This is a genomic window from Amycolatopsis sp. NPDC039088, assembly GCF_055598845.1.
On record NZ_JBVKAE010000010.1, the window covers coordinates 177,559 to 191,232 of the forward strand.

The 13,674-nt window shown below is 69.3% G+C and carries 7 protein-coding genes; all 7 read right to left on the reverse strand.

All coding sequences use genetic code 11. The features are described from left to right. Nucleotides 1-35: 35 nt before the first annotated feature. The 7 genes from ACZ7KI_RS15620 to ACZ7KI_RS15650 all read right to left on the reverse strand — a co-directional run bounded on the left by ACZ7KI_RS15620 (nt 36) and on the right by ACZ7KI_RS15650 (nt 13,669). Nucleotides 36-671: a DUF8010 domain-containing protein gene (locus ACZ7KI_RS15620; protein WP_470273801.1), complete on the reverse strand. Its 636-nt coding sequence runs from the start codon at nt 669-671 to the stop codon at nt 36-38. Then, nucleotides 664-1,083: an acyl-CoA thioesterase gene (locus ACZ7KI_RS15625; protein ID WP_470273802.1), complete on the reverse strand. Its 420-nt coding sequence runs from the start codon at nt 1,081-1,083 to the stop codon at nt 664-666. Before ACZ7KI_RS15625 ends, ACZ7KI_RS15620 begins: the two co-directional genes overlap by 8 nt. After that, the gene (locus tag ACZ7KI_RS15630) at nt 1,083-6,056 is read right to left on the reverse strand and encodes an NAD-glutamate dehydrogenase (RefSeq protein WP_470273803.1); all 4,974 of its coding nucleotides are present in this window, start codon (nt 6,054-6,056) and stop codon (nt 1,083-1,085) included. Before ACZ7KI_RS15630 ends, ACZ7KI_RS15625 begins: the two co-directional genes overlap by 1 nt. Nucleotides 6,057-6,400: 344 nt before the next feature. After that, nucleotides 6,401-8,920, reverse strand: a complete 2,520-nt coding sequence (locus tag ACZ7KI_RS15635; protein ID WP_470273804.1) for a tetratricopeptide repeat protein — start codon at nt 8,918-8,920, stop codon at nt 6,401-6,403. Between the two features lie 16 nt (nt 8,921-8,936). Next, the gene (gene ettA / locus ACZ7KI_RS15640; protein ID WP_044855908.1) at nt 8,937-10,613 is read right to left on the reverse strand and encodes an energy-dependent translational throttle protein EttA; all 1,677 of its coding nucleotides are present in this window, start codon (nt 10,611-10,613) and stop codon (nt 8,937-8,939) included. A gap of 273 nt (nt 10,614-10,886) precedes the next feature. Continuing rightward, nucleotides 10,887-11,342: a single-stranded DNA-binding protein gene (locus tag ACZ7KI_RS15645; RefSeq protein ID WP_470273805.1), complete on the reverse strand. Its 456-nt coding sequence runs from the start codon at nt 11,340-11,342 to the stop codon at nt 10,887-10,889. Between the two features lie 299 nt (nt 11,343-11,641). After that, nucleotides 11,642-13,669, reverse strand: a complete 2,028-nt coding sequence (locus tag ACZ7KI_RS15650; RefSeq protein WP_470273806.1) for a bifunctional copper resistance protein CopD/cytochrome c oxidase assembly protein — start codon at nt 13,667-13,669, stop codon at nt 11,642-11,644. Nucleotides 13,670-13,674: the final 5 nt, after the last annotated feature.

Genomic DNA, 13,674 nt, shown 5'->3' on the forward strand with positions numbered 1-13,674 from the left:
GAAGCCACCCGCGGCGCGCGGCGGTAAGAAACCCGTCAGAACAGCAAGGGTAGGAGCGCGTGGCGGCGCTTGAGGACGGCGCCGTACCGCGCGTCGATGCGCATCCACGAATCCGTCGCGGTCACGCGGACGACGTCGTCGGCGATCGACGAGTCGAGGAAGCCCATCCCCGACAACGCGAACAGGCACCGCATCTGAACCTTGATCTCCAGCTCACCGCCGGTGACGGTGAGCACCGCCTGGTCCATCAGCGACGCGGGCGGGTTGCCGTGCGGGCCGACGTTGTCGCGGGCGAGCGCCACCCCGCGATCGGCGAGCTCCGAGATCACCGTCGCCGGCAGTTCGTCCACCAGCTGCCAGCGCCCCGGAGCGGGCAGCTCCGAATGCCACATCAGGTCCCTGGCCGGCCCCGGATCCATCCGCTCGCCGCCCGCCACGGTCAGCGCGGCGAGCAATTCGTTGCCGGAGACCGTGACGTCCGACGGCGTGATGTCGCCGGCGACGGCCCTGGTCGCGAGGACCTCGAACGGGGTCGCGCTCCACGCCTCGACGACACCGTCGCCGCGCTGACGCAAACGCACCAGCGTGTTCTGGTCGAGCCGGACCGCCCTGGCCACGAACGCGCCGAGCGTTTCGCGGTCACCCGCGTCCGGGATGACGAGCTCAGGCATCCACGAACCCCTTCTCCAGGAAGGCGCGTTCGTCCTCGGTCAGCCGCCGCGGCCGCTCGGACACCGTGTCGTACGGCGCGAGCACCGTCTCCGCGGTGACCGCGACCTTGTCGGACTCGGCGGGCCCGGCGTGTACCCGGTAGCCGAGAGTGAAGCTGGCGTGCTTCAAGTCCTTCAACGAGATCTCCACCCGGATGTCCTGATCGGACACCACGATCGGCGAACGGTAATGGACGGCCAGCTTCACCACCACGATGCCCTTGGGCAGTTCGGTGAGCCCGGCCCGGACGGCGTCCCCGAACAGCAGCGGGATCCGTGCCTCCTCGAGCAGGGTCACCAGATTCGCGTGGTTGACGTGCCCGTAGACGTCCATATCCGACCAGCGCGGCCGGATCAGGGAAATGTAGCTCACTACCTCACCGTGCTCCGGATCTGCCTCGCCGCCACCGACAGCGTCGCCAGGTCGAGCTTGCCGGACTTGCTGATCTCGTCCAGTGCCACCCTGGCGCGCTGCAGCCGCGACGCGTTGGTCTTCTCCCAGTGCGCGATCTTCTCATCCGCGTCGGTGCCGGAATCGCTGTGCCGCAACGCGTCCAGCGTGATCGCCCGCAGTGAGCCGTACACGTCGTCCCGCAGCGCCAGCCGCGCGAGCGCGTGCCAGCGGTTGCCGCGTTCGAGACCGCTGATCGAGGTCAGCATCTTGTCGACGCTGAGGTGATCGGACAGCGCGTAGTACAGCGCCGCGGTCTCCGCCGGGCTCTGCACCGCGTCGATCCCGACCTGCTGCTCGGCCAGCTCCGCCACGTCGGTGACGTCGAGCAGGCCGAAGGTGTGCAGCAGGAGCGCCACGCGCTGGGCCAGTTCGACCGGGACACCCCGCTCGGCCAGCCGCTCGGCGTTGTGGTCGACGGACTCGCATTCGACACCGCGGAGCAGTTCGTGCGCCCGCGGGGCCAGTTCGCCGACGACCCGGCCGAACCGGTTGATCTCGGCGAGCGGGGCCAGCGGCTGCGGCCGGTTGGTGAGGAACCAGCGGGCCGCCCGGTCGAGCAGCCTGCGGGTCTCCAGCATCATCTCGTCCGCGACCTCGGTCGGCACGACGTTGTCCAGCGCGTCGATCTGCGCCCACAGCGAGGGCAGGTCGAAGACGTGGGTGACCACGGCGTACGCGCGGACGGCGTCGGTCGCGGTCGCGTTCATCTCCTCCATCAGGCGGAAGACGTAGGAGATCCCGGCGCCGTCGACGACCTCGTTGGCCACCATCGTGGTGATGATCTCGCGCTTCAGCGGGTGCTGGAAGATCGCGTCGCCGAAGCGTTCGCGCAGCGGCTTGGGGAAGTACTCCGGCAGACGGCGCGAGAACACTTCCGAATCCGGGAGTTCGCTCGCCAGCAGCTCGTCCTTGAGGTCGAGCTTGACGTGCGCCATGAGCGTCGCCAGCTCCGGCGAGGTGAGGCCCTTGTCCGCCTTCTCCAGCGCACGGAACTCCGCCGAACTCGGCAGGGCTTCGAGCTTGCGGTCGAAGGCGCCCTTCGCGACCAGTGCCGCGACGAGCCGCTGGTGCACCGAGACCATCGGCTCGGCGTGCGCCCGGCTGACGCCGAGCACGGCGTTCTGCCGGTAGTTGTCGGCGAGCACCAGCTCGCCGACCTCGTCGGTCATCTGCTCCAGCAGTTCGTTGCGCTGCTCGGCACCCAGCGATCCGGTCGCGACCAGGTGATCCAGCAGGATCTTGATGTTGACCTCGTGGTCGGAGCAGTCGACGCCGGCGGAGTTGTCGAGCGCGTCGGTGTTGATCTTGCCGCCCGCGCGGGCGAACTCGATCCGGCCGAGCTGGGTCAGGCCCAGGTTGCCGCCCTCGCCGACGACCTTGACGCGAAGCTGGTTTCCGTTGACGCGCAAGGCGTCGTTGGCCTTGTCACCCGCGTCGGCGTGGGTCTCGTTCTCGGCCTTGACGTAGGTGCCGATCCCGCCGTTCCACAGCAGTTCGACCGGGGCCAGCAGGATCGCCTGCATGAGGTCGTTCGGCGCCAGCTTCGTGACGTCCTCGCCGAGCCCGAGGGCCTCGCGGACCTGCGGGCTGATCGGGATCGTCTTCGCCGACCGCGAGTAGATGCCACCACCCTCGCTGATCAGCGAACGGTCGTAGTCCTCCCATGACGAACGCGGCAGGTCGAACAGCCGCCGCCGCTCGGCGAACGAGGTCGCCGAGTCCGGGTTCGGGTCGAGGAAGATGTGCAGGTGGTTGAAGGCGGCCACGAGCCGGATGTGCTCCGAGAGCAGCATCCCGTTCCCGAAGACGTCGCCCATCATGTCGCCGATGCCGACGACGGTGAAGTCCTCGGTCTGGGTGTCCTTGCCCAGCTCGCGGAAGTGGCGTTTGACGCTCTCCCAGGCACCCTTCGCGGTGATGCCCATGGCCTTGTGGTCGTAACCGACCGAACCACCGGAGGCGAAGGCGTCCCCGAGCCAGAACCCGTAGTTCGCCGAAACCTCGTTCGCGATGTCGGAGAACTTCGCGGTGCCCTTGTCGGCCGCGACCACGAGATAGCTGTCGTCGCCGTCGTGACGGACCACGCCCGGCGCCGGGACGGTCTTGCCCTCGACGCGGTTGTCGGTCACGTCCAGCAGGCCGGAAATGAACATCCGGTAGCAGGCGATGCCCTCGTTCAGCTGGGCGTCGCGGTCCAGACCCGGGTCACCGGTCGGCGTCGGCGGGCGCTTCACGACGAACCCGCCCTTCGCGCCGACGGGCACGATGACCGCGTTCTTGACCGCCTGCGCCTTGACCAGGCCGAGGATCTCCGTGCGGAAGTCCTCCCGGCGGTCGGACCACCGCAGGCCACCGCGCGCGACGTCGCCGAAGCGCAGGTGCACGCCCTCGACCCGCGGCGAGTAGACGAAGATCTCGTACTTCGGCCGCGGCTCGGGCAGTTCGGGCACCGCGCTCGGGTCGAGCTTGAGCGCCAGGTACTGCCGGGAATTCCCGTCCGCGTCGGTGACGTGGTAGTTCGTGCGCAGCGTGGCGAGGATGACCGCCATCAGCCGCCGCAGGATCCGGTCCTCGTCGAGACTGGTCACCTCGTCGACCAGCTTGCCGATCTCGGCGGTGAGCTGATCGGCCTGCGACGCGCGGGCCTCGGCACTGATCGAGAGGTCGAAGCGGGTCTCGAACAACCGCACCAGCGCGGTGGCGATATCGGTGTGCGCGAGCACGGTGTTCTCGATGTACTCCTGCGAGAACGGGATCTTCGTCTGGCGCAGGTACCGCGAGTAGGCCCGCAGGATGGCCGCCTGACGCCAGGTGAGCCCGGCGCGCAGGACGAGCCCGTTGAAGCCGTCGACCTCGCAGTCGCCGCGCCAGGCGGCGTGGAACGCCTCCTGGAAACGGACGCGCAGGTCGGTGTCCGCGTGGTCGAGGACCTGCGGGTCGATCCGCAGGCCGAAGTCGTAGATCCACGACCGGCCACCGTCTTCACGGCGCAGTTCGTAGGGCCGCTCGTCGACGACCTCCACACCCATCCGCTGCAGGACCGGGAGCACCTTCGAAAGGGTGACACCCTCGCCGCGCAGGTACAGCTTGAAGCGCCGCTCCCCCGCCTCGGCGTCGGCGGGCAGGTAGAACGACATCGACAGGTCGCCCTCGTCGGTCAACGACTCCAGGGCACGGAGGTCGGCGAGCGCTTCGAGCGCGCTGAAGTCCTCCTTGTAGCCCTCGGGGAACACCGCGGCGAACCGCTGCCCCTGTTCACCCGCGGACTCCTCGCCCAGCAGGCCGATCGCGACGCCGCTGTCCCCGGCGCGCTCGCGGCGTTCGGCGAGGATCGCCTCGACCATCCGGTCGTCCCAGCTGCGGACGGCTTCGTTGAGCCTTTCCTGGATGCGCAGGGTGTCCGGTTCCGACGCCTGCGAGGGGTCGGTGTGCACGATGAAGTGCACCTGCGCGAGCACGGTCTCGCCTATGCGCGCGCTGTACTCCAGTTGCGTGCCTTCGAGTTCTTCGAGCAGGACCTCCTGCATGGCGAGCCGCGAACGGGTCGTGTAGCGGTCGCGCGGGAGGTACACGAGGCAGGAGTAGAAGCGGCCGTACGGGTCGCGGCGCAGGAACAGCCGCAGCCGCCGTCGATCCGACAACGTGATCGCGCCGGTCGTCGTGGAGTACAGCGAATCGGTGTCGGCCGAGAACAGGTCTGCCCGCGGCCAGTTCTGCAGCACCTCGAGCATCCGCTGGCCGGAGAAGGACTCCATCGGGAAGCCCGCGCGGTGGATGACCTCGCGAACCCTGTTGCACACCACGGGGATGTCCAGCACGTTCTCGTGCAGGGCGGTGGTGGTGAACATGCCGAGGAAACGGTGTTCGCCGGTGACGTTTCCCTTGTCGTCGAACGTTTTCACGCCGACGTAGTACGGATAGACCGGGCGGTGCACCGTCGACGGCGCGCTCGCCTGGGTCAGCACCAACAGCGTCGGCGCGAGCGCGGACACCGCCGTGTCAGGACCGGCGGTGAGGCTCCGCGCGGCCAAGCTGTCCTGGCGCAGCACGCCCAGCCCGGTCGCGAGCACCGCGCGCAAGGCGGGCTCGTCGTTGTCGGGGTGCGGGTTGTCGATCAGCTCGTAGCGGCGGTAGCCGAGGAAGGTGAAGTGGCCGTCGGCGAGCCAGCGCAACAGCCGGGCACCTTCGGCGACCTCGTGCGCGGACAACCGCGGCGGGTTCTCGTCCAGCTCGTCGGCGAGACGGCGCGCCTGCTCCGCCATCTTGTCGGTGTCCTCGACGACCTCGCGCACGTCGCCCAGCACCGACGAGAGCCGGTTGTCCAGCTCGCGGGCCCGGTCCGGGTCCGTCACCAGGTCGATCTCGATGTACATCCACGATTCGGCCGCCGAATTCGCCGGTGGCTCGGCCGGATCGGCGTCCGGGTGGACCGCCAGCAGCTCGCCGGTGAGATCACGGCTGACCACGACGATCGGGTGCACGATGCGCTGCACCTGCACGCCGTCACGGGCGAACTCGGCCGCGACGGAATCCACGAGATAGGGCATGTCGTCCGTGACGACCTGCACGACGGTGGCCTCACGCGTCCAGCCGTCTTCGGGACCGGTCGGGTTCAGCAGGCGCACCGCGGGCCGGCCGGGCATCCGGTCCTTGGCCAGCTGCAGATGCGAGCGGACCGCGCCGACGAGGTCGACCGGGTCGTCACCGAGAATCTCTTCGGCCGGGATGTGCCGGTAGTACAGGCGGATCAGGTCGCCGATCTCCGGGGCGTACGCCGCGGCGGCGTCGATCAGGTCGTCCCGGATCTGCTCCGGGTTCACCGACCGGCGCCGGGCGCCATCTTCGGTGCCGACATCTTTTCCGGGCGGGGACGAGACTCCCGTCGAGCTCATTTGAGACAACTCTCCACTGTGCGAGATTGACACCGCGACCGGCACGACTCTGTACCGGCCCAGACCCCAACCTACAGCTCCGGACTGACGGCTCCACAAGGCCGGGTCATTCCCGTCCGTCGAAGATTTCCCTGCTCAGATAGCGGAATCGCCGTGATCGGTTCAGCTACCGGCGGGTCACATAGGCGGTCTGTCCGGACCTTCGCGCGCCTCGCCGCACTGGGGTGACCAGCACCCATTCCCGCTCACGGGAATGACACGAGGTTTCACCCCGGTCGGCTGAATCGTTCCAGTTCAGCACTGCTCCGACCGAGGTGGAGCAAGGGACCTTTGCTATCGCCGGGTCAGTCGCTCCCATTGGCGCGGTGCCGGTCGCGGCCGTTGACCGGCCGCTTTCCCGAGTCCTGGGAACCCAGTTGTTTCACGAGCGCGGCGGCGCTCGCGGTGCCGGCCTGATGCTCGGCGAGCGCGCGGGCCAGCAGATCGGCGAGACCGGCGTCCGGCGGCGGCTCGTCTTCCGCGATGGCGCGGGCGTAGCTCTCCGGGAACGGCGTGATCGGCCGCCAGGAACCGGTGTCGGTCAACGGGTCCAGCGCCGGTGGCATCCGCAGCCGCGGCAGCCACGGATCAACGACCTCTTCCTTAGCGCTCTCCTGGACGTTCTCCTGGGTATCACCGGGGAACGACGGTGCCGGATCTTCCCGGGGCGGTGGCGCGAGCGGGACGGCGGGTTCGGCGTACTCCACCGGCGTCTGCTCCCGGCGGGCGCGTCCGGTTTCGGCGCGCTCCTCGGCGGCGGGGTCGGGATGCGTGGCGTCCGCGGTGTTGTCCGCACGACGGCGGCCACCGCCTTGCCCGGCGGCGCTGGAGATCCCCAGCCGGTCCAGCACCGATTTCGCCGCCACGGAACCGTGTTCCGCGTCGTGCCTGGTCGTCCGCGAGACGGGCGCGGTGGACCGGCGGGCGCGTTCTTCGGCCGCCCATTCGTCGCTCTCCCACAACGGCGCGGCGGTCCCCGGCGTACGCGGTGGTTCGGCTTCCGCCGCGATCCGCGGCCGGGGTTCGGCGGCGGGTTCGGGGGCCAGGAGCAGTTCCGGGATCACCGGTTCCGGCATCGGTTCCTCGTACCGGGCGGGAGTCTCCGACCGACGCCGCGCGGCCGGGATCGGGGTTTCCGGCCGGGTGACCGTGGGGTCAGGCGCCGAAGAGGTGACGTGCTCGCGAGCGGCGGGAGCTTCCGGACGGCTGCGTCGTCCGCGCTCCGGCTCCGGTCGCGGTGCGGGTTTCGGCGGCGGCATCAGTTTCGGCGCGGCGGGTTCGGCCTTGGGCTCGAACCGGATCGACGGCTTGGGCTCCTGGGGTTTCTTCGGTACCCGGCGGCGCCAGTCACCGGCGGACGCCGCGGCTTCGCGAGCCGGCTCCGGACGGGACGGCGGCTTCAACACCGGCGCTTCGGTCTTTTCCGCGGCGGGTGCCACGGGAGGCTGTTCCTCCGGACGCGGAGGGGCGACGGGACGCGACGGCTCGTCCGGCGTGTGCCGCGACGGCTCGGGTGCGGCGTGGCTGTTCTGCCGCACGGGCCGCGGCGGTTCACGGTGAACCGGCGGCTCAGCGGCCGCCCGCTTCGGAGGCGCCGCGTCGATCGGCGCCATCACCGAGGTCACCTCGGCCGGCGCGGGTTCGGGTGCCGTGACGGCGGACGGACGCACGGCGACGGCCCGCAGGACGTCGTCCAGGTCGACCGCGGTGTTCTCGGCCGCGCCGAACTCGCCGACCAGGACATTGCACGCCTGCCTGCGCGCGCGGGCGTGCAGGTGCTCGGCAGCACGCGAACGGTGCAGGCAGCCGATGGCCTCCTCGGGACGGCCGAGCCGTTCCTCGATCTGCGCGAGTTCCAGCCACAACCGTGCCGTGACAGCGTGCAGGCGGTGATCCTCGGTCCCGGCGACCGCTTCGCGCACGAGCATTCCCGCGGCTTCCCCGGATCCCGCGGGCAGCAGGACGCGGGTGGCCACCGCCAGCCGCAACCACGCGGCAGGCGAGATCCCGGCGGCCCGCACGGGCGCGTCGAGGACCGGCTGTGCCACCTCCAGCGCCATCTCCGTGTCGCCCCGGTCCAGCAACGTGCAGACGAGTTGCAGGACCAGCCGGATCCGGACGAGACCGCCGTCGTCGTCGGGGTTCGCGAGCTTTTCGAGCATGCCCAGCCCGGTCCGCGCGGCGTCCGCCGCCGCCGTCAGATCGCCGTGACGACGACGGTGCGCCGACACCCCGACCCGCAGCATCGCGCGGATCAGCAGCTGTGAATCCGCCGTCATCGAGCCGTCGCCGAGCACGAGCTTGTCCGCTTCGGCGAGCACGCGGTCCAATTCCGTCTTCCGGCCGAACTGGGCCAGGCAGCCGACGAGATGGCACAACGCCTCGGCCCGGTGCACCGGCGAGACCGCCGGATCCGCCAGCAGCGGACGCAGCGCGGCCAGCCCGGTCAGCGGGATACCGACACTGCGCGCGCAGACCGCGAGGTCGATCCTCAACCGGGCCGCGATGTCGCCGTAGCCCGCGTGTTCGGCGGCGCGCAGGGCCGCCACCGCCCGGCCGACCGTCCGGGGACGGCCGCCGAGCCGCACCCGAGCGGTCACCACGAGGCTCTCCGCGCGGATCCACTGCTCGTCGGCACCGGCCGCCTCGGCGAGCGCGGCCGCGCGCTCCCCGAGGACCAGTGCGAGTTCCGGCGCCCTCAAATGCAGGGCGTCCGCTCGTTCGATCAGCCTGCCGACAGCGGACAAGGTTCCCCCGGTGGCAGCCGTCCGCCCACCCACCATGGTGGTGGGTGAGCCCGGCCGTTGGCGCTTGCTGGCTTCCACGGGGAACCCCCGGCCCTCAGTCGCGGGTCAGCTTGCGATGGGTGACGCGGTGCGGACGAGCGGCCTCGGCACCGAGACGCTCGACCTTGTTCTTCTCGTAGCCCTCGAAGTTACCTTCGAACCAGAACCATTGCGAGGGGTTCTCGTCGGTGCCTTCCCAGGCGAGGATGTGCGTCGCGACCCGGTCGAGGAACCACCGGTCGTGCGAGATGACCACGGCGCAGCCGGGGAACTGTTCGAGAGCGTTCTCCAGCGAACCCAGCGTCTCGACGTCCAGGTCGTTCGTCGGCTCGTCGAGCAGGATCAGGTTCCCGCCCTGTTTGAGGGTCAGCGCCAGGTTCAGCCGGTTGCGCTCACCACCGGAGAGCACGCCCGCCGGCTTCTGCTGGTCCGGCCCCTTGAAACCGAACGCGCTGACGTAGGCACGCGAGGGCATTTCGGTCTGCCCGACGTGGATGTAGTCCAGCTTGTCCGAAACCACCTCCCATACCGTCTTCTTCGGGTCGATCCCACCACGGTTCTGGTCCACATAGGACAGTTTGACCGTCTCGCCGATCTTGACCTGCCCGGCGTCCGGCTCTTCGAGCCCGACGATCGTCTTGAACAGGGTCGTCTTACCGACACCGTTCGGGCCGATCACACCGACGATGCCGTTGCGCGGCAGGTCGAACGACAGTCCGTCGATCAGCACCCGGTCGTCGAAACCCTTGCGCAGCTTCTCGACCTCGACGACCACGCTGCCCAGCCGGGGCCCCGGCGGGATCTGGATCTCTTCGAAGTCGAGCTTGCGGTGCTTGTCCGCCTCCGCGGCCATCTCCTCGTAGCGGTCGAGCCGGGACCGCGACTTGGTCTGGCGCGCCTTGGCGTTGGACCGGACCCATTCGAGTTCGGACTTCAGCCGCTTGGCGAGCTTGGCGTCCTTCTTGCCCTGTACCTCGAGCCGCTCGCGCTTCTTCTCCAGGTACGTCGAGTAGTTGCCCTCGTAGCCGACGACGCGGCCGCGGTCGAGCTCCATGATCCACTCGGCCACGTTGTCCAGGAAGTACCGGTCGTGGGTGACGGCGAGGACGGCGCCCGCGTAGTTCGCGAGGAACTGTTCCAGCCACAGCACGCTTTCGGCGTCCAGATGGTTGGTGGGCTCGTCGAGGAGCAGCAGGTCCGGCGCGGACAGGAGGAGCTTGCACAGCGCGACCCGGCGGCGCTCACCACCGGAGAGGTGGGTGACCGGCTCTTCCGGCGGCGGACAGCGCAAGGCGTCCATCGCCTGCTCCACCGCGGAGTCGATCTCCCACGCGTCGGCGTGGTCGAGGTCCTCCTGGAGCTTGCCCATCTCCTCCATCAGCTCGTCGCTGTAGTCGGTCGCCATGAGTTCGGCGACCTCGTTGAAGCGGTTGAGCTTGACCTTGATGTCGCCCAACCCCTCCTCGACGTTCTCGCGGACGGTCTTTTCCTCGTTGAGCTCCGGCTCCTGCATGAGGATGCCGACGCTGGCGCCAGGCTGGAGGAAGGCTTCGCCGTTGCTGGCCTGCTCGATCCCCGCCATGATCTTCAGAACGGTGGACTTACCCGCGCCGTTGGGCCCCACCACGCCGATCTTGGCGCCGGGGTAGAACGCGGTGCTGACGTCGTCGAGGATGACCTTGTCCCCGACGGTCTTGCGCACCTTCTTCATGGTGTAGATGAACTCGGCCATACAAGCGATCGTAGAGCGAGCCGATCGCGGCCTTGACGGCGGTCACCACCGAACTACCCACAGTCAGTCCGATATCACTGATTGTCTGTTGGTGAACCCGCGTCCGCGATCGCGTCGACAGGGCGCGACCTGGTCATACCTCTCACGTTGGCGAGACAGGCGCCCTGCCACCGCGATAGCGGGGCCTTCGGCCGGGGCGGGTTCACGTGTTATATCGCGTTCGCGAGGCACGTTGCAGCTCCGCCCACAGGCTCTGAGTGAGCATCGGACCCCTCATCCCACAGGTGCCTCTTCCAGTGCGGTGACCATGGGATTCCCCGGAGGCGGCGACGGCATCGGGATCGCCCTGGGCCGGTCACGCCCGGTCCGCCGGATCTCGGCCGAACAACGCGCGAGGTTGGGGCCGATGGAGAAGGCCTCAAGCTCAGGTAGACCGAGAGGCGCCGGGATCTCCTCCGCGGTCTCGGCGCCCCGCAGCCGCCCGGCCACGATCACCGGATCACCCTTGCTGAGGCACGAGAAAGCCGCCATCGCCAGCTTTCGCCAGCAGGTGACCCTGACCGCGAGCTGCCGCCCATCGCCCCACTCCCCTCTTTCCTTGTCGTACCGGCGTTCGACACTCCGCAAACCGAACGACACGACGTCGTGCCCGTGCACCCGCTCCGGATGGTGGACCGGTTCACTGGTCAGGTTGCCGATCATGGTCACCCAGGTCTCGCCCATCGCCATCACATCCGCCTTTCGCCTCGATCCGGGCCGCTCCCGGTGTTTCCCTTGACCACAGCCTGCCTCGGTTCAAGGGGTGAAAACGGGCGCGAACGGGATCTGTGGACAACTGCGGGCGATGTGGGCTTCCTGTGGACAACTCGGACCGAAAACCGGGAAGGCAGGCGGAGATGTGGTAACGCGCCGCCATTGCGGGTGGCGGTGGTGGTGAGGCTCGTGACGGCCTTCCTGGGCGGATGAGGGGAACTTTGAGGGACTCTGAGTCCCTCAAGGAGTCCTTCACGACCCGGCACCTGCCGCACCTAAGAGCCGGAACCCGGACCCCGGCCCTGATCCGCCAGTTTCTTCAGCATCGCGTTGTAGGCGTTCAGGTCCTCGTCACCCGAGGCGTCCTCGCGGCGATCCCGGCGCCGGGCCTCCCGCTCGTCCTGCCGCGCCCACTGCACCAGCAGCGCGACCAGCACCAGCAGCACCGGCAGTTCACCGGACGCCCACGCGATCCCGCCGCCGAGCCGCTGGTCGGTCAGCAGGTCGGTGACCCACGGCAGCTTCAGCGACCGGTAGAAGTCCTGGCCGAGCACGGTCTGCATGCTCATCAGCGCGATACCGAAGAACGCGTGGAACGGCATGGCGGCGAACATCATCCCCAGCCGTCCCAGATGCGGGATCCGGCGCGGCGCCGGGTCGACGCCGATCACCGGCCAGTAGAAGACGTATCCGGCGAGCAGGAAGTGCGCGTTCATCGCCAGATGCGCCCAGTGGTAGTTCAGCGCGGCGTCGAACAGACCCGAGAAGTACAGGCCGTAGAAGGAACCGACGAACAACAGCAGTGCCACGATCGGATGCGTCAGAAACCGTGAGATCGGTGAGTGCACGAAGGCGAGCAGCCATTCGCGCGGTCCGGGCGGGGCGTCCTTGCCCGCCGCGGGCAGCGCGCGCAGCGCGAGCGTCACGGGTCCGCCGAGGACGAACAGCACCGGCGCCACCATGGACAGCAGCATGTGGTTGCCCATGTGGACGCTGAACATCGCGGGCGCGTACCGCCCGATGCCGGACGACGTCGCGATCAGCAGCACGAAACAGCCCGCGAGCCACGCGACGATCCGGCCGGTGGCCCAGGTGTCGCCGCGGCGCCGCAGCCGACGGACGCCGGCGAGGTACAGCCCGGCGAGAACGAGCGCGAGGGTGCCGTAAACGAGGTCGAACCGCCAGTCCGTGAGCAGCCGGAAGACGGTCGGCGGACCGGAAAGGTCGTAGCCGATCAGCAGTTCCGTCGTGGACGGCTGGGTGAACGATTCCTGCGGCGGCGGGGTCTTCGCGAGACCGGTGGCGATGCCGATCGTGATGAACATGATCAGCACCTCGACCGCGGCGAGCCGCAGCAGCTGCCCGCCACCGGCGCCGTTCACCAGCCCGGCGACGCCCTTTTGCCGTTGCTGGTGCCCGAAGACGCCGAGCAGCAGCAGCGCGACGATCTTCGCGAGCACGAGCAGGCCGTAGTCGGTGGAGAACAGGTCGGCGATCCTGATCCGCACCAGCGCGTTGACGATGCCGGAGACCGCCATCACGATCCAGCAGACCAGCGCCAGCTTGGAAAACCGCGTCGCGGCGAGGGTGAGGTTCTCGCCGCGGCGCCAGCCGAGCGCGAGCAACGCCACCAGGCCGCCGACCCACAGCGCGGCGGCGACGAGGTGGTAGAGCAGGCTGTTGGTCGCCATGTCGTGCGAGCCGCCGCTCGCGGAATGCCCGGTGACCGCGACCGGGATCAGCCCGCCGACGGACAGGAAGAAGACCACCGTCGTCCAGCCCCAGGTCAGCGCGAGACGGCAGCCGAGTGCGACCAGCAGCGCGATCAACGCGGTGAACAGCCAGGCCTTGGGCTGCTCGATGGCGTCCACGAGGTCGACGAGGACCTGCGGCGAGAGCACCTCGGTGAACGGGCGGCCAGCGCCGTCCGCGGCGGAGAAGAAGATCGACGCGGCGGCGGCGAAGAACCAGACCCACGCGGCGGCGCCCGCGACGCGGATGGCCGAGTAGCCGTCCGCCGCGAGCGTGCCGGTCTTCTGCGGCGGGACGAGGAACGCGGCGAGCAGCAGCGAACCGACGCACAGCACCGAGGACGCCTCGGCCAGCACCCTGACGACGGTGATGCCGTAGCGCGTCACCAGGCCCGGATCCGGCAGGCCCGCGATGACGTAACCGGCGCCACCGGTCAGCGCGACCAGTCCGACGGCCACCACCGCGGCGAGAAGCGCCCCGATCGACACCAGCGGCAGGACACCGGCCTTCCGCGCGGATGGGGCCGGTTTCGTCTCGGGGTCTGAAGGCACGTCAC